Annotated in this window: 19 protein-coding genes; 12 read left to right on the forward strand and 7 right to left on the reverse strand. The window is 61.2% G+C overall.

The features are described 5' to 3' along the window. Positions 1–25: 25 nt before the first annotated feature. Positions 26–235: a helix-turn-helix domain-containing protein gene (locus tag HKD21_RS06830; RefSeq protein ID WP_194254903.1), complete on the reverse strand. Its 210-nt coding sequence runs from the start codon at positions 233–235 to the stop codon at positions 26–28. A 240-nt stretch (positions 236–475) separates the two neighbouring features. On the opposite strand from HKD21_RS06830, the gene greA reads away from it, so the two are divergent. Together greA and HKD21_RS06840 are read left to right on the forward strand one after the other, a co-directional pair. After that, a complete protein-coding gene (gene greA / locus HKD21_RS06835; protein ID WP_194254905.1) occupies positions 476–949 on the forward strand; it encodes a transcription elongation factor GreA in 474 nt (157 codons plus the stop codon). Further along, entirely contained in the window at positions 949–2,175 is a 1,227-nt protein-coding gene (locus HKD21_RS06840) for a threonine ammonia-lyase (RefSeq protein ID WP_194254907.1), read from the forward strand. The genes greA and HKD21_RS06840 overlap by 1 nt, the downstream gene beginning before the upstream one ends. Before the next feature lie 3 nt (positions 2,176–2,178). Here HKD21_RS06840 and HKD21_RS06845 read toward each other — a convergent pair whose 3' ends face one another. The 3 genes from HKD21_RS06845 to msrB all read right to left on the reverse strand — a co-directional run bounded on the left by HKD21_RS06845 (position 2,179) and on the right by msrB (position 3,599). Next, positions 2,179–2,466 carry a DUF1330 domain-containing protein gene (locus HKD21_RS06845; protein ID WP_146859768.1) on the reverse strand — a complete coding sequence of 96 codons (288 nt, stop codon included), beginning with the start codon at positions 2,464–2,466 and terminating at the stop codon, positions 2,179–2,181. A gap of 81 nt (positions 2,467–2,547) precedes the next feature. Further along, on the reverse strand, positions 2,548–3,186 hold the full coding sequence (gene upp, locus HKD21_RS06850; protein WP_099286883.1) for a uracil phosphoribosyltransferase: 639 nt from the start codon (positions 3,184–3,186) through the stop codon (positions 2,548–2,550). Then, on the reverse strand, positions 3,183–3,599 hold the full coding sequence (msrB, locus tag HKD21_RS06855; RefSeq protein WP_194254909.1) for a peptide-methionine (R)-S-oxide reductase MsrB: 417 nt from the start codon (positions 3,597–3,599) through the stop codon (positions 3,183–3,185). The genes upp and msrB overlap by 4 nt, the downstream gene beginning before the upstream one ends. A gap of 163 nt (positions 3,600–3,762) precedes the next feature. Here msrB and HKD21_RS06860 point away from each other — a divergent pair, with 163 nt between their 5' ends. From HKD21_RS06860 to HKD21_RS06885, 6 genes are all read left to right on the forward strand, one after another. Further along, on the forward strand, positions 3,763–3,954 hold the full coding sequence (locus HKD21_RS06860) for a CsbD family protein (protein WP_194254911.1): 192 nt from the start codon (positions 3,763–3,765) through the stop codon (positions 3,952–3,954). 115 nt (positions 3,955–4,069) lie between these two features. Then, positions 4,070–5,602, forward strand: coding sequence for a 2,3-bisphosphoglycerate-independent phosphoglycerate mutase (gene gpmI / locus HKD21_RS06865; protein WP_194254913.1), 1,533 nt, complete (start codon positions 4,070–4,072; stop codon positions 5,600–5,602). Beyond that, on the forward strand, positions 5,589–6,869 hold the full coding sequence (locus HKD21_RS06870) for a murein hydrolase activator EnvC family protein (RefSeq protein ID WP_194254915.1): 1,281 nt from the start codon (positions 5,589–5,591) through the stop codon (positions 6,867–6,869). The genes gpmI and HKD21_RS06870 overlap by 14 nt, the downstream gene beginning before the upstream one ends. Positions 6,870–6,997: 128 nt before the next feature. After that, entirely contained in the window at positions 6,998–8,455 is a 1,458-nt protein-coding gene (locus HKD21_RS06875; RefSeq protein ID WP_194254916.1) for a S41 family peptidase, read from the forward strand. Between the two features lie 17 nt (positions 8,456–8,472). Continuing rightward, positions 8,473–9,633: a divergent polysaccharide deacetylase family protein gene (locus HKD21_RS06880; RefSeq protein WP_194254918.1), complete on the forward strand. Its 1,161-nt coding sequence runs from the start codon at positions 8,473–8,475 to the stop codon at positions 9,631–9,633. Further along, on the forward strand, positions 9,630–10,142 hold the full coding sequence (locus tag HKD21_RS06885) for an RNA pyrophosphohydrolase (RefSeq protein WP_194254920.1): 513 nt from the start codon (positions 9,630–9,632) through the stop codon (positions 10,140–10,142). Before HKD21_RS06880 ends, HKD21_RS06885 begins: the two co-directional genes overlap by 4 nt. Here HKD21_RS06885 and HKD21_RS06890 read toward each other — a convergent pair. Genes HKD21_RS06890 through HKD21_RS06900 form a run of 3 tightly spaced genes read right to left on the reverse strand, consistent with a single transcriptional unit; the run spans position 10,100 to position 13,623 of the window. After that, entirely contained in the window at positions 10,100–11,854 is a 1,755-nt protein-coding gene (locus tag HKD21_RS06890; protein ID WP_194254922.1) for an ABC transporter ATP-binding protein, read from the reverse strand. The genes HKD21_RS06885 and HKD21_RS06890 overlap by 43 nt on opposite strands. A 45-nt stretch (positions 11,855–11,899) precedes the next feature. After that, positions 11,900–13,090 carry a CCA tRNA nucleotidyltransferase gene (locus HKD21_RS06895; RefSeq protein WP_194254924.1) on the reverse strand — a complete coding sequence of 397 codons (1,191 nt, stop codon included), beginning with the start codon at positions 13,088–13,090 and terminating at the stop codon, positions 11,900–11,902. Continuing rightward, complete coding sequence (locus HKD21_RS06900; RefSeq protein ID WP_194255032.1) at positions 13,087–13,623, reverse strand: DUF1285 domain-containing protein; 537 nt, start codon at positions 13,621–13,623, stop codon at positions 13,087–13,089. Before HKD21_RS06900 ends, HKD21_RS06895 begins: the two co-directional genes overlap by 4 nt. 155 nt (positions 13,624–13,778) lie before the next feature. Here HKD21_RS06900 and HKD21_RS06905 point away from each other — a divergent pair, with 155 nt between their 5' ends. The 4 genes from HKD21_RS06905 to HKD21_RS06920 are packed head-to-tail and all read left to right on the forward strand — an operon-like array spanning position 13,779 to position 20,504. Then, positions 13,779–14,807 carry an AAA family ATPase gene (locus tag HKD21_RS06905; RefSeq protein ID WP_194254925.1) on the forward strand — a complete coding sequence of 343 codons (1,029 nt, stop codon included), beginning with the start codon at positions 13,779–13,781 and terminating at the stop codon, positions 14,805–14,807. A 5-nt stretch (positions 14,808–14,812) separates the two neighbouring features. Continuing rightward, positions 14,813–15,739 carry a DUF58 domain-containing protein gene (locus HKD21_RS06910; RefSeq protein WP_194254926.1) on the forward strand — a complete coding sequence of 309 codons (927 nt, stop codon included), beginning with the start codon at positions 14,813–14,815 and terminating at the stop codon, positions 15,737–15,739. Continuing rightward, a complete protein-coding gene (locus HKD21_RS06915) occupies positions 15,736–18,468 on the forward strand; it encodes a DUF4159 domain-containing protein (protein WP_194254927.1) in 2,733 nt (910 codons plus the stop codon). Before HKD21_RS06910 ends, HKD21_RS06915 begins: the two co-directional genes overlap by 4 nt. Next, positions 18,465–20,504 carry a VWA domain-containing protein gene (locus tag HKD21_RS06920; protein WP_194254928.1) on the forward strand — a complete coding sequence of 680 codons (2,040 nt, stop codon included), beginning with the start codon at positions 18,465–18,467 and terminating at the stop codon, positions 20,502–20,504. The genes HKD21_RS06915 and HKD21_RS06920 overlap by 4 nt, the downstream gene beginning before the upstream one ends. The last annotated feature ends 7 nt before the right edge of the window (positions 20,505–20,511 follow it).

The following is a 20,511-nucleotide window of genomic DNA, read 5'->3' on the forward strand; positions in this document are numbered from 1 at the left end:
CCCGTCGGAGCGACTTTCGACGGGGCTATTCTTCTTCGGAAAATCCGAGAATATCCCCCGGCTGGCACTCCAGCACACGACACAGCGTTTCAAGCGTTGAAAACCGGACGGCCTTGGCCTTCCCCGTTTTAAGAATGGACAGGTTGGCCAGTGTCAGCCCAACCCGTTCCGACAGTTCCGTCAGGGTCATGCCGCGCTCACGCAATAATGCGTCCAGATTAATGGCAATGGGCATTCAGGGGACCTCGTCCAGTTCTTGACTTTCGTCCAGATCACGTCCGATCCCAACCCGGCGCTGAAAAGCGGAAGTGAAATTATTATTGTTTTTCAATAAGAGAATATCTGCTCTGCGCATATAACAGATTTATCGCTTTTCAATAACAAATTTTCCAACTCTTGCAAAAATCGCTAAAAAACCTTATTATTTGGTACTTATGCGCATTTAGTCGCAATGATTTTTCCCAAGGATTGCAGAGTGCAGAAAATCCCCATGACCGCAAAGGGACTGCAGCGTCTCGAAGACGAACTGCGGAATCTCAAGAGCGTTGAACGCCCTGCTGTCATCCGCGCCATCGCAGAAGCCCGCGAGCATGGCGATTTGTCCGAAAATGCCGAATACCACTCAGCACGGGACCGCCAGTCCTTCATCGAAGGGCGCGTTCTGGAACTGGAAAGTATCGTCTCCAGTGCTGAAGTCATCGACCCGTCCACGCTGACAGGAACGCGCGTCCGTTTCGGTGCACATATCGAACTCGTGGACGAAGAAACCGACAAGGAAGCCCTGTACCAGATCGTCGGCGTCCATGAAGCTGACATCAAGCAGGGCCTGATTTCGATTTCCTCGCCGCTCGCCAAGGCACTGATCGGCAAGGATGTCGGTGATACCGTGTCTGTCCCCGCTCCCGGCGGAGACCGGACTTACGAAATCCTCAAGGTCGCATATCGCTGATGTCTGACGTCCTGACGTCCACCACCCCTGTCGTGACCATTGCGGATATCGAGAGCGCCCACGAGCGCATCGCCTCCACGGTGGTCCGCACACCGACGATTTCCTGCCCTGCCCTGTCCAAACTGACAGGCGCGGAGATTACGCTCAAGCTCGAAAACCTTCAGGCGATCGGTTCCTTCAAGGAGCGCGGAGCGGCCAATAAAATGGCCCTCCTGACGCCGGAAGAGCGGGCACGCGGCGTGATTACCGTCTCGGCAGGCAATCACGCACAGGGTGTGGCCCGTCAGGCCAGTCTTCTCGGTATTGATGCCACCATCGTCATGCCGCGCTTCACGCCCGCCACCAAGGTCGCGGCAACGCAGGCCTGGGGCGCGAACGTTGTGCTCGCAGGTGACGACTTCGCGCAGGCCAGCGAAACAGCCGCCGAGCTTCAGAAGCAGGACGGACGCGTTCTCGTGCATCCGTTCAACGACCCTGCCGTCATTGCCGGTCAGGGTACGGCGGCACTTGAACTCCTGCAGGACGCACCGGATATCGACACAGTTGTCGTTCCCGTGGGTGGTGGCGGCCTGATTGGTGGGTTTGCCACGGTCATGGCAGCCTTGCGCCCAGACGTTGAGGTGATCGGCGTGCAGGTCGAGGCCTATGCCTCACTGTCCGGCTATCCCAAGGAAGACGGCCCGACACTGGGCGGATCGACCATTGCGGAAGGCATCGCAGTTACAAAACTCGGCGACCACTGCCTGAGTGCGTTCCGTAACCGGATTTCCAAAGTTCTCGTCGTCAGCGAGCTTCAGGTCGAAAGCGCCGTCACGACACTGGCTGAAAAAGCCAAGCAGGTCTGCGAAGGCGCAGGCGCCACGGGCCTTGCTGCCGTTCTGGCCTATCCTGAACTGTTCAGGGGCCGCCACGTCGCCCTGCCGCTTTCTGGCGGTAACATCAACGCGCGCATTCTCGCCAATACGATCCTTCGCTCCCTGCTTCGGGATGGACGGATCCTGCGGCTGATCTTCCAGATCCCCGATCGTCCGGGCATGCTGGCGGATATCTCCACCCGTATCGGCAATTACGGCGGGAACATCATCGAGGTTTCTCATCACCGCCTGTTCGCCTCCCCGTCTGTTCAGACGGCCGAACTACTAGTGATGGTAGAAGCTCGCGATACCGAACATGCCCACCAGATCGAGACCGATCTGGCGCGGCATTACATCGTCCGGCGGGACTGATCCTCAGACCCCGTCCACGATCACGACATTATACGGCCCGGCCTTCCAGCGATGCTCTGCAGCCTTCTGGTAGGCCGGGCTTTCGTACCACGCGCGGGCCGAAGCCGCGTCCGGGAACTCGATAATCACCACACCATCAGGCTCGGTGCCTTCGAGTTTTTCCTGCTTGCCATAGGCGGCGAGGATTTTGGCCGGAAACCCTTTGAAGGTTTCAGCCACGACCTCCGAATATTTCTTGAATTCAGCGGGATCGGCCAGTTTTTCACGAATGAACAGGGCATAGGCAGGCATGAAATGCTCTCCACAGGATGAGCCCCCATACCCGCCACAAAACGCCTGACATTTCAGCACACAAGACCGTGTGCCCGTGCTTTAGCGCGTTCCGAACAGACGGTCGCCCGCATCTCCAAGGCCCGGAACAATATAGCCATGCTCATCCAGATGGCTGTCGATCGAACAGGTCACGATCTGCACATCAGGATGCAGTTCCGCCATATGGGCAATGCCTTCCGGAACGGCCAGCAGGCAGGCAAAGATCGGGTTCGTTGCCCCGGCAGCCTTTACGCGGGTCAGCGCAGCCGCAGCAGAGTGCCCTGTCGCGAGCATCGGATCGAGCACGATGCAGGTCCGGCCTGGAACATCGCTCGGCATATTGAAGTAGTATTCACTCACTTCAAGCGTCTCATGATCCCGACGCAACCCGATATGCCCCACACGCGCGGACGGAACCAGATCCAGCATCCCGTCCAAAAGACCGTTTCCTGCCCGCAGGATGGAGACAAAACACAGCTTCTTGCCGTCCAGCTCTTCGCCTTCCATCGGTCCGCTCGGCGCTTCGATATGACGCGGAGCCAGCGACAGGTTCCGTGTGGCTTCATAAGCCAGCAGCAGGCTGAGTTCGCGCGTCAGACGACGGAAACCTGCCGTGGATGTGTTGTGGTCACGCAGACGGGTCAGCTTGTGGCGCACCAGCGGATGGTCGAGAACGATAGGCGGCAGCGCCTTGCTCATGCTTTTTCTCCTTCGGCCGGGCGGAAATCGAGCGCCAGACCGTTCATACAATAACGCAACCCCGTGGGCGGCGGCCCATCGGGAAAGACATGCCCCAGATGACCCTTGCAGTTCGCACAGTGAACTTCCGTGCGGACCATGCCATAGCGGCTGTCCTGCGTGGTTTCGACACCGCCGGAGAGAGGCTGGAAAAATGACGGCCAGCCACTGCCGCTGTCATATTTGGCCTCCGAGGAGAACAACGGGCGTCCACAGGCCGCACAGGCATAGATTCCCGCGCGTTTCTCGTCATTGAGCGGGCTGGAACCAGGGCGTTCCGTGCCGTGCTCGTGAAGAATACGCCATTGCTCGGGTGTCAGGCCAACGCCGCAACCACTGCCGGTCTGCCCATTCGGGTCGCAACTCTGGGTCATACTGGTTCTCCGGAAACTCTGAGGGACGTCTTCTGGGAATGGATCTTGGTGGATGTATGAAAGCGCGGCCGTATTTTGTCACGCATCTTAAACTGTCACGACGCAACCCGGCACGGCGAAACCCGTTAATATCTGCACAACATCAAGACGGAAGGATCCGGTCATGAGTTCCATCGAAGACAAGATCAAAGGCGTTGCCAATCAGGTGACGGGTAAGATCAAGGAAGAAGTCGGCCACGTGACGAACGATGAGAAGCTTGAGGCTGAAGGCATTGCCCAGAACCTCAAGGGCAAAGTCCAGAAGGGCGTCGGAGACGCCAAGGATGCGGTCAAGAGCGGCGTCGACAAACTCTGAAGCCAGCCTCCCGATCACAATGCAGCGCCCGCCTTCACGGCGGGCGTTCGCATTTGCGGGGAATGGTGGCATGATGAACGACAGTTCACTCCTTCCTTCCCTTCAGGAGACTGCCATGTCTGCATCCTCAACGCCCCGCCCCGTCATGCTGGTCATTCTCGACGGCTTCGGCTGGCGCGAGGATGCATCAGACAACGCAGTCCGCCTCGCCAATACCCCAACATTCGACACGCTCTGGGCCACAAGCTCTCATGCGTTTCTGAAAACATCAGGCGAGGATGTCGGTCTTCCTGACGGACAGATGGGCAATTCCGAAGTCGGACATCTGAATATCGGTGCCGGTCGCGTCGTCATGCAGGAATTGCCTCGCATTTCCCGCAGCGCCCGGGATGGCTCCCTGGCTCAGAACCCTGTCCTGCTGGAGCACATCGCAGCGCTGAAAGCCTCGGGCGGAACCTGCCATCTCATGGGTCTGATCTCGCCCGGCGGCGTGCATGCCCATCAGGACCATGTCGTTGCATTGGCCAAAATTGTCAACGCAGCAGGCGTTCCCGTCGCCGTTCATATCTTTAGCGATGGCCGCGATACGGCTCCGCGCTCCGGTGAACAGTTCATCGGAAAATTCCTCACGGATCTGCCAGCCACCGTAAAAATCGCCACACTCAGCGGCCGCTATTATGCCATGGACCGGGACCGCCGCTGGGAACGTGTTGGGCTGGCCGTCGCGGCCATTCGGGATGCGAAGGGGCCTCACGCCACGGATGCACTCTCCGCGCTTCAGGCCAGTTACGACAGCGATAAGGGTGATGAGTTCGTGCTTCCCACCGTGCTGGGCGACTACGCTGGCATGAAGGACGGAGACGGCATCCTCTCCTGCAACTTCCGCGCAGACCGTATCCGCCAGCTTCTGGACGTTCTGGTCCTTCCGGATTTCGCAGAATATGAGAGCGGACGGAAGATAAAGTTCGCGTCTGTCTGCGGCATGTCCCGCTATTCCGACCATCTGGCCCCTTACATGAGTGTGCTGTTCTCCAAGGTGCCGCTCGATGATCTACTGGGGGATGTGGTAGCCAAAGCGGGCAGAACGCAACTTCGCATGGCGGAGACAGAAAAATATCCGCACGTCACCTACTTCCTCAACGGAGGCCGCGAAGTCCAGTTCGAGGGTGAGGAGCGCATTCTGGTCCCGTCCCCCAAGGTAGCGACCTACGATCTCCAGCCCGAAATGTCCGCACCCGAACTGACGGACAAGGCTGTTGCCGCCATCGAGAGCGGCAAATTCGACATGATCGTCCTGAATTTCGCCAATCCGGACATGGTCGGCCACACAGGCTCCCTGCCCGCCGCCATCAAGGCCTGCGAAACGGTCGACCAGGGGCTGGGCCGCATCAATACCGCCATTGCCGAAGCCGGCGGGGCCCTGCTCGTCACGGCGGATCATGGTAACTGCGAAACCATGCGAGACCCTGTGACGGGCGGCGCTCATACGTCCCACACACTGAATGTCGTCCCAGTCATTCTGGCCCATGCTCATGGCAAAACCATTCATGACGGTCGTCTGGCAGATCTCGCTCCAACCATGTTGGCCCTCATGAACATCAGGCAGCCTGACGCAATGACGGGTGTCTCCCTGCTTGAAAGCCCCTGATTCACGACACATTCTGCCGCTTGCCCTGCTCCTGTCGTCCCACTGGGCGGCAGCGCATCATGCGGCACACCATCATGCCGCGAAATCAACGCTGACAGCACCAAGCGCGGGGCAGAGAGCCCTCGCACGCGCACAGGCCGCGCGTCGCGCGCTGGAACAACAACAGGCCTCTGAAGCCGCAACCCTGCGGGCCAAGCAGATCGCGTCGGCACAGGCCGAAGCAAAAGCCAAGCAGGACACAGCCCGGACGCTCGCCTACACCGCCCAGACTCATACGGCCCAGTCTGCTCTGGACAACACTCAGAGCCGCATCCAAACCCTGCGAAACACTATTGCAGAACTACAAAACAAACGGACGGCCGTTCAGGCAGACATCCGTCAGCAGAATGCCGCCCTGCAACCCCTGCTCCCCATCGCAGCGCGCCTGTCCATCGCACCTGACGCCGCCTTGCTGGCATCGCCGGAAACGGCATCTGAAAGCGTCACCGCCCTGTCCATTCTCGGCGGCTTTTCCCAGCTCACTCGGCAGCGCGCCCAGACCCTTCAGTCCCGCGAAGACGAACTCCATGCCATCGGCAACGATCTGGAACAGCACCAGAAGGAGCTTTCGACCCTGCTGACGCAACAGACGCATGAACGCAATACCGCTGCCACCCGGACCCGAATTGCAGCGCATCAGGAAGCCGTCGCAGATCAGGGCGCGCAAAAAGCCCGCAAAGCCGTTGCCGATGCCATGCAGGCCGCAGCGGATCTGTCTGCGGAAATCACCAGTCTGGTACGGCAGGAAGCACAGGCCCGCGCCGAACTTGAAAAAGAAGCCGCAGCCCTCGCCCGCCAGCACGAGTTCGAACGTGCCCGTCATGCGCGCTCGCAGGCCCAGTCTCTCTCCTCCGCCGGACAGGGCGTTTCCAGCACCGGCGGCCACGCCCCGGTTCCGGGCCATGTTGCGATCCGCTGGGGGCAGGCAACAGAAGCCGGTCCGGCCACCGGCATCACCTACGCCGCCCTCTCCTCCGCTCCCGTGCAAGCTCCGTGTACAGGCCGAGTCGAATTTGCCGGTCCTTTCCGCTCTTTCGGACAGATGCTGATCCTTGATTGCGGGCGCAACTATCGTTTCGTGCTGTCCGGGCTAGGCCAGCTGACTGTTTCGGGTGGCCAAAGCATCAGGAAAGCTGCCACACTCGGCCAGATGCCTGCGGCGGAAGGAATGCTTTTTGTCCAGCTCCGCCACGGCGCACAGGTGGTCAGCCCGGCTCCTTTCCTCTGAGCCGGTTTGCCGAGCGCGTCTGACCTTGTAGGATCATATCTTAGTAATTTGGCAACCTGAACCGGCCTAGTCTCCCCACGGAGCACCGTCGGCCAGCAGGTTCCTTCGTGCCCGAGGATGGAGATCACATGAAGTTTCGCAGTGGCCTGTTGCTGGGCACCGCCTTTCTGGCCGGACTGGCTGTCGGACCGGGCGCCCTGCGTCTTGCTGGCTCCAGCGACTTTCCGGGCGCAGCCTTCGCCCGTGAGATTTCTCATGACAACAGCGCGGAAACCGTCCGCCTGCTGACGTTGCTGGGAACGGTCATGGACGTGGTGAAGGCGGAATACGTCCACCCCGTGTCTGACAAAGACCTCATCAATAACGCGCTGGATGGCATGGTCGGCAACCTCGACCCCCATTCCTCCTACATGACCGCAGCCCAGTTCCACGACATGCAGACCGAGATTTCGGGCAAGTTCGGCGGTCTAGGCCTTCAGGTTCAGGGCGAATCCGGTCATGTCCGCGTCGTCTCCCCGATCGACGGCACCCCGGCCGCGCGCGCTGGCATCCAGCCGGGCGATTTCATCACGATGGTCGACCACAAGAGCATCGACGACCTGACGCTGGATCAGGCCGTCCGCAAGATGCGTGGCGATCCGGGCACCAAAATCAGCCTGACAGTCGTGCGCCCCAAGACCGGCAAGACGCTGACCTTCGACATGACGCGTGAAATCGTCCATGTTCAGATCGTAAAGTCGGCACTTTATGGCAGCACAGGCTATATTCGTCTGACCGAATTCGATGACGATCTCGAAGGCGCCATGCATGCCGCGTTCGACAAACTCAAGGCAGAAGCCGCCAAAACTCCCGGCGGCAAGCTGACCGGAATCATCCTCGATCTGCGCTCCAATCCGGGCGGCAAGCTCGATCAGGCCATCGCGGTTGCGGACGACTTCATCAAGGACGGAGAAATCGTCTCCATTCGTGGTCGCCATGCGGAAAATAACCAGCGCTGGGATGCGAAAGGCACGGACATTACCAACGGCCTTCCGATCGTCGTTTTGACGAATGGCGGCTCAGCCTCGGCCAGTGAAATCGTGGCTGGCGCACTGAAGGACCATCACCGCGCCATTATCCTCGGCGAAAAGACTTTCGGTAAGGGTTCGGTCCAGACCCTGATCCCGATCGGAGATCAGGGCGCAGTCCGCCTGACGACAGCCCGCTACTACACGCCATCCGGGCGTTCCATTCAGGGCCTTGGGATCACTCCCGATATTCCCGTCTCCGAAACGAAGGATGACGACGCTTTCGGATATCGTGAAGCGGATCTGTCCCACATTCTGACGAATATCGGCGGCAACCGGACAACCGAAACGCCGCGCACCGATATTCCGCCGATTGCGAAATCCATTCCCAAGATGCCGGATGCCAACTGGCCCGCATTTGACGTGACGAAGCCTGCGACGGATTTCCAGCTTCAGCAGGCCATCAAGGTCATCAACGCCATGGCAGGTATTTCAAATCCGGCTCCGGCGACAGCACCGGCAACCGAAGTCAAAGCTGCCACTCCTGCTACCCCCAAACCGCCTGAAGCACATCACTGACAAGGACATCCCGGATCGTGCAGAACCGTCCCGCCTCCAGCCGTGCAGGGCTCTGGCAACGACTTCCCGTTATCGGACGCCTTCTGATCGCGTTCTGGGCCGTCCTTCTCGCAGGAGGGGCCGGAGCAGCGGCGTTCCTGTTCCATCATCAGAAACCTGTCGTTCTGGCAACAATTACTCCCTCGGCGCGACCGGAAGTGCCCTCTGCACAAAACGCTTCCTCAATCGTCTCCACACCGGTGCCGAAAGAGGCGGCACGCCCTGTCAGTCCATCTGAGGTGCCGCAACCTGCAACGCCGGTTGCGGCACCGACAGTTATTCCCGCCAAAGCCGTTCCGCCCACACCGACAGCACCTTCAACTGCCGTGACGCAGCAGGCCCTGCCGTCGGTGTCGTCGTCTGCCGCCGCCAGTTCAGCAGCCGTCGTCAGACCGCCTTCACCCGCAGTTCCAGCCGACAAAACCGCCATTGCAATCGTACTTCAGGGTTTTGGCTATTCCGACGCGCTGACCTACGATGTTCTTTCGCGCATTCCAGCCCCGGTCGCGGTCGGGATTTCGCCTTATGTGAGCAATATCGGCGACATTGCTGCCCGCGCCCATGCCAGCCATCGTGAAGTCTATGTCACGCTTCCGATGCAGAGCGCGCATCCCGAACGCGTGGATGAGGGCTCGCACGCACTGGGATATGGCAACTCCGCCGCCGATGATCAGCGTGAACTGGAATGGTGTCTTTCACGGGCCACAGGCGCGGAAGGCCTGACGGATGCTTCTGAAAACGGAGACGATCAACCGGGCGGCGGTTACGCGACCTCGCCGGATTTTGCTCCGATTGCCAGCATCATTAGCAATAAAGGGCTTCTTTATCTGGCTGGCTCTGCACAGGATGGTCGCCGCACGCGCGGCATGACCGCGACGTCCTGGATTGATGGCGATGCGGATGCTGCCACTGTAGACAGCCGCCTTGCCGCTCTACTGCCCCAGGACGGAAAGCCCACGAAAATTCTGCTGATGGTCGGTCCTGTCACCCCCGTCATGATCGACCGTCTTGCAAACTGGCTCAAGGGCCCGGCAGCAGGCAGCTTTGTTCTGGTGCCGCCGTCCAGTTTCGTCGATAGCGGCATTGGAAATGATCAGGCCACCAATCTGCTGTCTTCCAGCCCGGTTGCCCCTTTATGAGCGATTGCATGACCCTGCCCTATCGTCCGAATGTCGGAATTGCGCTCTTTAATCGGGAGGGCAAGCTGTTCATCGCCTGCCGGACGGATCTTCCGGGCCGTGTCTGGCAGTGCCCACAGGGCGGCATTGATGAGGGCGAGACGCCCGAAACAGCCGCCATACGAGAGATGGGTGAAGAAATCGGCACAAGCAACGCCCGCATTCTTGCCGAACGTGAGGGGTGGCTGTCCTATGATCTGCCATCTGCCCTGATCGGCAAGGCTCTGGGTGGCCGCTTCCGGGGGCAGACCCAGAAGTGGTTCGTGATGGGATATGAAGGACAGGATTCCGATATTCGGCTGGATCTTCATGAGCCAGCAGAATTCGACTGTTGGGAATGGGTTGAGCCGAATGATGTTCTGGAACGCGATCTGGGCTTCAAGAAAGACCTGTATGCCGCATTAATCCCAGAACTGACGGCCCTGTTTCAGGCCGCCGCCAAAGACTGGGTTCGTACCAGCCGTGCATAAAGACCATCTTGCCTGAGCAGTTCCGCATGTGTCCCCGCTTCGGCGACAGCGCCGTGATCCATGACGACGATGAGATCTGCCGCCTGCACCGTGGAGAGCCGATGTGCGACAATCACGGTCGTGCGGCCTGAACGCAGATTGGCCAAGGCCTTCTGAACCCGCGCCTCACTTTCAGAATCCAGAGCACTCGTTGCTTCGTCAAGAAGCAGCACCCGCGGATTGCGCAAAAGGGCACGGGCCAGTGCCACACGCTGACGCTGGCCGCCCGACAGTCGACGTCCACCCGGTCCCACCCGTGTTTCCAGTCCCGCAGGCAGATTATCGAGAAAATCGACCGCCGCCATGGCGCATGCTTTTTCGACGTCATCCCGCGATGCAGAAGGACGCCCGATCCAGATATTCTCGATCAAAGACATATCAAACAGGGTCGTATCCTGACTGACATAGGCGATGGCATCGCGAAGGGATGAGAGTGTCAGATCGCGCAGATCCACGCCTTCCAGCCGGATACTCCCTTCACTCACGTCATGCAGGCGCGGGATCAGAGACAGTGCCGTGGATTTTCCAGCCCCGCTGGGGCCGACAAGCGCCACGGTTTTTCCGGGTTGCACGTCGAAAGTCAGGCCCCGCAACGCGACCCGGCCGTCTTCATAACGATACCCCGCCTGTTCGAAAACCAAGTGCCCCTTGCCTGCTGGAAGAGGTTTCGCCCCCGCCCGCTCCATCACGGCCGGGGGTTCGTCAATCACAGCAAAAACACGCGATAGTCCGGCCAAACCTTCCTGAAGAGCCGTGTTAAGAGAACCCAGCGCGCGGATGGGTCGGGATGCAGTCAAAAGGGCTGCGATAAAAGCCGTAAAGTCTCCGAGTGTTGCGCCGCCTTGCGCTGCCCGCCATCCCGCAAACCCCAGCACGGCAGCCACCGCTGCACCACCCAGAACTTCAAGCACTGGATCAACGCGAGCACGACCTTTGGCAATACGCAGAAATGCAGAATGGAGCAGATCAAGAGAATGATCGACCCGCGTGCTTTCTCGGTCTTCCATGCGGTAGATACGGATCTGTCGGGCCAGAGCGAAACTTTCGTTTAGCAGCGCCGAGGTCTCGCCAATCTGCTCCTGCATACCGCCCGAAGCACGACGCACTTTTTTGCCCAGCTTCTGGATAGGAACAGCCGCGATAGGGTAGAGCACGAGCGCGATCAGGCTCAGTTCCCAGTCCGTTACGATCATGGAAATCACCAGCCCCACTACCGTTACGGCGTCTCCGAGCGCGTTGACCACACGGATCATGGCCTCGCGGATCGAAATAGCGTCCGTGGTGAAGCGGGCCGCCCATTTAGCGGGCGCGTCCTTTTCGATCGTCGAGACATCCGCCTGAAGCGAATGGGCGAACATGCGGGATTGCAGCCCGCGAATCACCGTCAGAACCAGCCCCTGTACGGCAATAGTCTGTCCATACTGGGAAGCGGCCTTAAGTCCGGTCACGATCACAACAAGCGCCGGAATTTGATACAAAATTCGGGAATCATGCGCCGCGAACATATCCACAGCCCGTTTGATGACGGCAGGATAAAGCGCGGTCAGTGCTGCCATCAGAACGGTCAGGACAACAACGGAAATGATCCGTCCGACATGCTGGCGCATTTCCTCGCGCCAGATGCGTTTCATCAGGACGCGGCTATCCGTATCAAGGGCTGTGGTTTTCGTCATGTCCGGGGGTTTAGCAAACCTTGCGAAAAGGACGAAACCGCGATCTCACGGATGCGCGACAAGATAGGCCAGACACTGCGCCCGATCCGGCAGACATCCCTGCGCCATCCACCAGTCCCGGCCTTTTTTTAACCACTGCCCTATGCCCGGTCCCGGCAGAATGCCGTGAGCAAGGGCATCCTTGCCCGATAATGGGAACTGCGGCTGTGGCAGCGCCTGCAATCTGGAGCGAAAACCGTCCCAAATTCTGTCAGGTCCGCCCGTAAGACGGGCCTGTTGCAGCCAGCTCCGTTCCACAAGCGGGTCCAGATCCTGCTCCGCGCGCAGTCGTCTCAGGTCATCGTCAGACATGCCCGGAGACAAGGCCGGTTTGTCTGAGGCCCAGACTGCAATTCTTGCCGCATCCGCATTGGAAAGTTTTAGTCGTCCGAACAACACCCGGCTGCTCTCGTGGCAAAGAGCGAATAACCTGAGCAAAGGCTTTCCCGGAGCACCGCAGTTCAGCAACCGATTCAAAGCAGCAGGGTCCGGGTTCGGCAGGATCACCTGCAACAGTCCAACCGCCGCCATTGCTGCGATTGTTTCCGCAAGGCGCGGCCCCGATAGGATTCTAAAGAGTTCAGACGCGACCCGTTCGGCAGAAAGCGTCCCAATCAACCCAAGTTGTTCGGACACAGCTTCACATGCTGCCGTGTCAGGACGTCCACTTCCATAACGCGCGTCGAACCGGAAAAAACGCAGTGCTCTCAAAGCGTCTTCTGCAATCCGGCGGGATGCGTCTCCGACAAAACGGACCTGACGGCTTCTCAGATCCTCTTGTCCTCCAAAGTAGTCATGGAGACGATCATGACGATCCAACGACATGGCGTTGATCGTGAAATCGCGTCGAGCCGCGTCTTCCGTCCAGTCCTGCGTCCAGACTACGACCGCGTGACGTCCATCCGTTTCTTCATCCCGGCGCAGGGTCGTGATCTCATATGTAACACTATCCAGCACCGCTGTTACCGTTCCATGGGACAGGCCAGTCGGGATCACACGGATTCCCGCACCTTCCAGCCGACGCTGAACTTCCTCGGGAGGCTCCGGAGTCGCAAGGTCCAGATCATGGACAGGAACCCCTGCGAGCAAATCACGGACCGAACCGCCGACAAGACGCGCTTCAGGCAGGACACTCCAGATCCGGTCCAGACCTTTCCGATCCGGCAGACGCTCCAGCAGACCAGAGCTCTGTATCATACAGGCCGCGAAAGCGGGAAAAAGCAATCCTGACTCCAGACACCGAGACAGGGCTTTCCTTTTACATGACCGGGAACGGCGAGAGCCGCGAGTTCATAATGGACCGCGCGCGTCACCCGAGCCTGGATTGGAAAGGCGCCTTCGCCGTCGCGCATATGGATGTAAGGCACACCGGCACACTCTTCCGAAGGCCGGTCCCAGTCACACGACAGGGGGTGTTCGGGGCCAATGCAGATCAATTCGTCCATATTGGTGCGGAAACAGAGATTTTGTTGGCGACCGCAGGTTCCACGAAAATCCAGTTCGACCGCTACGAACGGGACGTCCTCGACCTGAATGATCCCCTGCTCCATCGGGGTTTTCAGCCAGTAGATTCCTTCGGGGTCGCGGGTCAGCATGGACGAGAACATGCATAGCATGGCTTTGCGCTTCACCGCCGAGCCACGATACAGCCACGTGCCGTCGCGCTGGATCAGGAAGGGCAGCTTTCGAGGGCTCGTGGACGAGCAGTCGGGAAAGGAAGACGGTGGCACCAGCGGATCTGGAGCCGCGAAGACGTCAGGCCGGGCCGCCTGCCGGAACTGATGATCGCTCAATTTTCCCTCCAACTGCATAAAAACTCTCTTCTCACACCAACTTGGGTGCAATCGAGCCTTGATGAAACCCCCACACCTGTCAGACTGGTGTTATGAGCGAGCAGCAATATTCTTCCGGCATCTCCGCCGGCACCCTGCGGGGCGAGGCGGACGTGGCTGAAGCCGATCGTCTGGCTCCGGTTCTCCATCATGTCCGTCAGGCCATCGGCAGCATTGTTCTGGGCCAGGACAGCGTCATCGAACAGGTTCTTGTCACGATCCTGTCAGGTGGTCACGCACTTCTGATGGGCGCGCCCGGTCTGGGCAAGACCCTGCTGGTCAACACGGCCTCACAGGTTCTGGGTCTGGACGCCACGCGCATCCAGTTCACGCCCGATCTGATGCCGTCGGACATCACCGGGGCGGAAATTCTGGATCAGGATGCTGACGGACGACGCGCCTTCCGCTTCCTGCCCGGCCCGATCTTCGGCCAGTTGGTCCTTGCTGACGAAATCAACCGCGCCAGCCCCCGCACCCAGTCCGCGCTGTTGCAGGCCATGGCGGAACGTCGGGTCACACAGGGGGGCAAGGATTATGCCCTGCCGCGCCCCTTCCATGTTCTCGCGACCCAGAATCCGATCGAGCAGGAAGGCACCTATCCCCTGCCCGAAGCCCAGCTCGACCGGTTCATGCTTCAGATCAGCCTCGGTTTTCCGAACCGGGACGCGGAACGGCAGATGCTGCTTCAGACGACAGGCGCCACGACGCCGACGGTCTCCGCCCTGATGAATGCCGAAAGTCTGCTCGCGGCCCAGAACCTCGTCCGGCGTCTGCCGGTCGGCGATCAGATCGTGGATGCAATCCTGAGCCTGACGCGTTCGCTGCGTCCGGAAGATCCGTCCGCATCGCCGGAAGTCCGGGACGCCGTGTCCTTCGGCCCCGGCCCTCGCGCAGCTCAGGCACTGATGATCGCGACCCGCGCCCGCGCGCTGCTTGATGGCCGTCTGGTGCCGAGCCTTGATGACGTCGTGGCGCTTGCAAGCCCGGTCCTGTCCCATCGTATCGGGCTGGGCTTTGGCGCCCGCGCCGCAGGAACGGACAGCGAAGTCCTGATCCGCAAGCAGGCTCAGGCCCTCCTCTGATCGCCGTGAAAAGTCCGTCCGATACCCTGCGCAGTTTTTTCCGCCGCAACCGGGGCGCCAGCTCCGGCGCTCCGACCGCGCAGGCGGAAAGCCTACCCCTGCCCGCGCTTGTTCTTGAAGCCGAAAAGATCGCCGCCAGCCTGCAAAGCGGTGTTCATGGCCGCAGACGTTCAGGACCGGGCGAGGATTTCTGGCAGTTCCGGCCCTATCATGTCGGCGAGCCCGCAACATCCATCGACTGGCGACAGTCTGCCCGTTCGCCAGTTGAAGACACGTTCTGGGTCCGTGAGCGCGAGCGCGAGAACGCCCAGTCGCTGATGCTGTGGTGTGACCCCTCGCCCTCCATGCAGTGGCGCTCGTCCGATGCCTTGCCGACCAAGGCGGAACGCGCACAACTCTGCACGCTGGCGCTGGCGTCCGCATCCCTGCGCGGCGGCGAACGCGCGGGTCTGCTGACCGGAATCGAGGCCGGACGCGCCCTTGCCGGACGTCAAGTTCTCCCGAGACTGGCGGCATCCCTTCTGCGTCAGGATGCAGATGAGCCCGAATTTCCCCGCATGTCTTTAGTTCCGCCACGGTCCGATCTGGTGGTGATCAGCGATTTCCTGTGGGACGAAGACCGGATCGACACGTTCCTCAAAGCCTGCGCCAGCCGTCCGGTGCGGACCCATCTTCTCTGTGTTCTCGACCCAGCCGAACGAGAGCTGAAACGCTCCGGGCGTATCCGGTTCGAAGGGCTTGAGGGGGGTGTTCTGACCCTTCCCGCCATGGAAAGCCTTGGTCCGGCCTATGAGCAGGCGATGAACGCGCATCTCGCGGCCCTCAAACAGAGTGCGGCGTCGCTCCATGCCGACTGCATCGTGCATGACACGTCACAGAATCCGCTTCCGGCCCTTCTGGCGTTGCACATGGCGCTCGGAGGCGGCCGATGATTCTTCTTGCCCCGTTCCTACTGCTCGGTCTGCTTACACTGCCTGCGCTGTGGTGGCTGGTGCGGGCGACGCCGCCTGCTCCGCAGGAACAGTCTTTTCCGTCCTTGCTCATCCTGAACCGGCTCACGGCCCGGCGGGAGGACGCCGCCCGTTCCCCGCTCTGGCTTCTGATTCTGCGCATGGTGGCCGTGGCCCTCGTCATTTTCGGGCTGGCCCGCCCCATCCTGACGCCGCATCAGACCGAAACCGGCAACGGACCGCTGACCCTCATCCTCGATGATGGCTGGGCCGCCATTCCACACTGGACTGACCGTATTTCCGCAGCGCTCGCACTTGGCGAAACCGCGATCCGCAACGGTCAGGACGTCACGTTCCTCCATGCCGCGCGCGCGCCGGACGGCGCGATTCCCGAAGCCTTCACGACGCATGACCCCCATGCGCTGTCCGAGCATCTCTCACATTTACGTCCGCAGCCCTGGCCGACGGACCGTCAGGCGCTGGCCGCGCTGCTCGGGGGCCGGGATCTGTCCGGCCAGCGCGTGATGGTGCTCTCGGACGGTCTGGCTGCGACGGGAGACGATGCGCTGCGTGGCGCGCTTGCGAAGGCGCGGTCCGTTCAGGATATGCGCTGGAACGGCTGTGACATCCTGCGCCTTGATGCCGCGACAGGTCAGGACGGCGCGCTTCATGCGACAGTCGACACGCTGCCCTGCCCGACCCGGACCGTGACGCTGCATGCTGTCAACGCCAATGGCGGCACGCTTGCGGCCTATCCCCTCACGACCGGAAAAGACCAGACGCTCTCCCTCCCGGCTCTGCTGCGGAACCAGCTCGATCGTCTGACACTTGAAGGCGCGACCGGTCCTGCTGCTGTGCATCTGATGGGACAAGCTGACCACCGCCGTCCGGTCGGTATTCTCCAGACGCCCGGCGACGCCACGCCTCTTGTCGGCTCGGCGTTCTTCCTCAATCGCGCCCTGCAACCGATTGCGGACCTGCATAGCGGCGATGCCACGGCCCTGCTGGGCGCGCCCCTGTCGGTTCTGATTGCTACGGATGGGGCGCTTTCGGGCGAGCAGACGCGCCATCGCGTTCTGGACTGGGTGCGTCATGGCGGAATGCTCGTCCGCTTCGCAGGCTCCGGTCTCGCGGCCGATCAGACCGCCACGTCCGACGCGACCTCCGATGCGCTTCTTCCCGTCCATCTCATGAGCGGGATGCGTCAGTTAGGCGGCCCGATGTCATGGGGGAAACCCCAGACGCTGGCACCCTTCCCCGAAGCCTCGCCGTTTTCGGACCTGACGATTCCGCCCGATGTCACCGTCTCGCGACAGGTTCTGGCCAAGCCCGAGACAGGATTGACGGATCATGTCTGGGCGGCCCTGAGCGACGGCACCCCTCTCGTGACCGCGCGCGCCGAAGGCAATGGAGAGATCGTCCTGTTCCATGTCACGCCCTCGCCCGACTGGTCCAATGTGCCGCTTTCGGGTCTTTTTCCCGACATGCTGGAACGTCTGATCCAACGGTCCGCTGGTGTGGCGGGCGGTGGCCCTTCGGAACTGGCGCCGTGGCGTATTGTCGGGAGCGATGGTGGACTCGTCATGCCGCCACAGGCTGCGCGCTCAATCCGCGCTTCGGATCTGGCACATATGGATGTTTCCGTTACGCATCCTGCCGGGCTCTATGGTCCTGCCCGTGGAACGCGCGCGCTCAATCTCGGCGATGCTGCTTCGCCGATGGTGGAGGAGCCTTTGCTCGGCACCCGGATTCTGCCCGATGGCGCGCATGCGGATCGTCCGGTTGGTCCTGCGCTGATGGCGGCGGGTCTGCTGCTGCTGCTGCTGGATCTGATCCTGTCCCTACGACGGCGCGGTCTGCTTGGCGCTCTGGCGATCGCAGGTCTGCTGCTTCTGCCGATGGCTCACGCCCAGACGCAGACACCCGCTCCTCTTCCGGCAACCGTGCCGCAGGCCGCGCTCGAAACGCGGCTGGCTTATGTTCTCACGGGTCATGACGATATCGATGCCGTCTCCCGCGAAGGGCTTCAGGGCCTTTCCGACTATACGAGCGCCCGCAGTTCCGCGACGCTCGGCCACCCTGACGGCGTTGTTCCGGGCAAGGACGATCTGGCGTTCTATCCGCTTCTGTACTGGCCAATTACGCCGGACATGCAGCCTGATCCCGAACGCACGAAAGCGCTCAATACGTTCATGGAACACGGCGGGATCCTGCTGATCGACGAACAGGGCGCTGGCACCGACACCGATTCTGGCACAAGCGCCGCCGCCCGGGCCGCGTTGCAGCGCGTGACCGATGGTCTCGTCGTGCCGCCGCTTGCCAAGCTGACGGACAAGCACGTTCTGGCCCACACCTTCTATCTATTGCATAGCGGCTTTCCCGGTCGCGTTGCCGGGCAGCCGGTTTATGTGGCACGCAACGGGGACGAGGCGAATGATGACGTCAGCCCCGTCATCATCGGCAATGGCGACTGGGCACATGCCTGGGCCGTGGACGGGTCGGGCAACCATCCTTTTGCCGTCATTCCCGGGGGCGAAGACCAGCGCACGCAGGCCTATCGTTTCGGCGTGAATATGGTGCTCTACGCCCTGACCGGAAACTACAAGAACGATCAGGCCCAGTATCCTGAAATGCTCCGCCGCCTCGGCAGCCCGGATGCGACACCTGCCACAACCAGCCCCGACACTGCCGACGAGGGGGACGCGCCATGATGTTCGATCTTTCTCCGATGCTTCCCATCTGGCTGCTGGCAACGCTGGCCGCACTCAGTGTTGCAGGCGCAATTTACGGCGCACTGCGCGGAGCGCGCGGGATGATCTGGCGCGCTCTCGCTGTTCTAGCCCTTCTGGGGTGGCTGTCCGGACCGCGTGCGCTTCATCCGGTGCTCCGCCCGGTGCCGCAGGATGCGCTGCTGGTCGTGGATCGCTCGGCCTCGATGCAGGTCGGCCCCCGCACGGCTATCGCGGACCAGACCGCACGGCAGATCATGCAGGACGCGGCCCATCTTCCGGGCCTGACGCTCCATCGCGTCGATGTTCCGGGTGGCATGGGCCACGGCACACGCCTGTTCGAAGCGCTGGACCACGCCGATCTGCCGCAGGGCCGTTTTGCAGGTGCCATCGTCGTGACGGACGGTATGGATCATGACGTTCCAGCCCATCTCCCGGCGCGCTTTCAGGGACCGGATGGGCAGAAACTGCCTCTGCATCTTCTGCTGACAGCTCGCGGGGAAGAACAGGACCGTCGTCTGCGCATCCTGAGCACGCCGCCTTATGCCATCGTTGGGCAGAACGCCACGCTCCGCGTGCAGGTGGACGATCTCGGTGCTCCGGATGCCGCCGACGCCGTTCTCACGATCCGATCGGGCGATGCCCCGTCGCAGACCCGCCCGATCCGGACCGGTACGCCGCAGGACATCACGGTTCCCGTACAACATCCCGGCGAAACGCTTGTCGGCCTGTCTGTTTCTCCGCTAGCCGGGGAAGCCTCTACGGAAAACAACAGCGACGTTGTACGGATCCGGGGCGTGCGCGACCGGCTGCGGGTGCTTCTGGTCTCCGGCGTTCCCAATCAGGGAGAGCGCGTCTGGCGCAGGTTGCTGAAGGCCGATCCGTCCGTGGATCTCGTGCACTTCACCATTCTGCGCTCTCCCAACACCGATGATGGCACGCCGCTATCGGATCTGGCGCTGATTCCGTTTCCGATCCGGGAACTGTTTCAGGAAAAGATCCGCAGCTTCGATCTCATCATTCTGGACGGTTTTCGCAACAGCAACATCCTTCCGGACGAATACCTGACCAATATCGCCGATTATGTCCGTAACGGCGGCGGCCTGCTGGTGACGGCAGGACCGGAATTCACGCAGGACGGCACGCTTCAGGATACGAGCCTCGCACAGATTCTTCCGGCCCATGTGGGGACGGACGGAGTGGCCACGCGCGCTTTTCGACCAGCCCTGACCGATCTGGGCAAAACCCATCCTGTCACAGCAGGTCTGACGCAGGATTGGGGCCCTTGGTATCGTGCCCTCCGGCCAGACCAGTCGCATGGCGAAGACCTGATGCATGGCCCGGACGGTGCGCCGCTTCTGCTTCTGGACCGGGTGAATCGCGGGCGCGTGGCCATGCTCATGTCGGACCAGCTCTGGCTGTGGTCGCGGGGTGAAGGCGGTGGCGGCCCGCAGGCCGAGCTTCTGCGGCGCCTGTCACACTGGCTCATGAAAGAGCCGGATCTTGAGGAAAACCGCCTCACTGCCCGGATCGAAAACGGCCAACTTGATGTCGAACGCCATGCGGCGGGACAGACTGTTTCGCCTGAAGCTTTCGTCACTGCGCCGGACGGAAAGCGCACGCCCGTTACCCTGAAACAGACTGACGGCGTCTGGCACGCCACGCTGGCGGCCACGACACCCGGCATCTGGAGTGTTCGGCAGGATGGCTTGGTCGCTTTCGCCAGTCCCGTCTCCCACGATCCGGTCGAACGGCAGGATCTGCGCGCCACCGCAACCGTTATGGGTGCTAGCGCTCAGGCATCGGGAGGGACTGTGGCGTGGGTCGCGGAGCACACGCCACGTCTGAAACAGGTTTCCGTCGGTTCAGCCATGAGCGGCTCGGACTGGATGGGGTTGCCTGTCACCACGGCGGCCGTCGCAGGCGAAACACGGACAACAGACCTCGTTCCGGCATGGGGAGCCCTGCTTGCGACGCTGATTTTCCTCGCAATGGGCTGGTGGCGGGAAGGTCATTGAAAAAATG

Source organism: Gluconobacter cerevisiae (genome assembly GCF_015244675.1).
In the GTDB taxonomy this organism is placed as follows: domain Bacteria; phylum Pseudomonadota; class Alphaproteobacteria; order Acetobacterales; family Acetobacteraceae; genus Gluconobacter; species Gluconobacter cerevisiae.

Bases quoted from the DNA above. Each gene is read 5' to 3' on its own strand.
- HKD21_RS06830 (WP_194254903.1), bottom strand. From the start codon at position 235: ATGCCCATTGCCATTAATCTGGACGCATTATTGCGTGAGCGCGGCATG.
- HKD21_RS06840 (WP_194254907.1), top strand. From the start codon at position 949: ATGTCTGACGTCCTGACGTCCACCACCCCTGTCGTGACCATTGCGGAT.
- HKD21_RS06845 (WP_146859768.1), bottom strand. From the start codon at position 2,466: ATGCCTGCCTATGCCCTGTTCATTCGTGAAAAACTGGCCGATCCCGCT.
- upp (WP_099286883.1), bottom strand. From the start codon at position 3,186: ATGAGCAAGGCGCTGCCGCCTATCGTTCTCGACCATCCGCTGGTGCGC.
- msrB (WP_194254909.1), bottom strand. From the start codon at position 3,599: ATGACCCAGAGTTGCGACCCGAATGGGCAGACCGGCAGTGGTTGCGGC.
- HKD21_RS06860 (WP_194254911.1), top strand. From the start codon at position 3,763: ATGAGTTCCATCGAAGACAAGATCAAAGGCGTTGCCAATCAGGTGACG.
- gpmI (WP_194254913.1), top strand. From the start codon at position 4,070: ATGTCTGCATCCTCAACGCCCCGCCCCGTCATGCTGGTCATTCTCGAC.
- HKD21_RS06875 (WP_194254916.1), top strand. From the start codon at position 6,998: ATGAAGTTTCGCAGTGGCCTGTTGCTGGGCACCGCCTTTCTGGCCGGA.
- HKD21_RS06885 (WP_194254920.1), top strand. From the start codon at position 9,630: ATGAGCGATTGCATGACCCTGCCCTATCGTCCGAATGTCGGAATTGCG.
- HKD21_RS06890 (WP_194254922.1), bottom strand. From the start codon at position 11,854: ATGACGAAAACCACAGCCCTTGATACGGATAGCCGCGTCCTGATGAAA.
- HKD21_RS06895 (WP_194254924.1), bottom strand. From the start codon at position 13,090: ATGATACAGAGCTCTGGTCTGCTGGAGCGTCTGCCGGATCGGAAAGGT.
- HKD21_RS06905 (WP_194254925.1), top strand. From the start codon at position 13,779: ATGAGCGAGCAGCAATATTCTTCCGGCATCTCCGCCGGCACCCTGCGG.
- HKD21_RS06915 (WP_194254927.1), top strand. From the start codon at position 15,736: ATGATTCTTCTTGCCCCGTTCCTACTGCTCGGTCTGCTTACACTGCCT.
- HKD21_RS06920 (WP_194254928.1), top strand. From the start codon at position 18,465: ATGATGTTCGATCTTTCTCCGATGCTTCCCATCTGGCTGCTGGCAACG.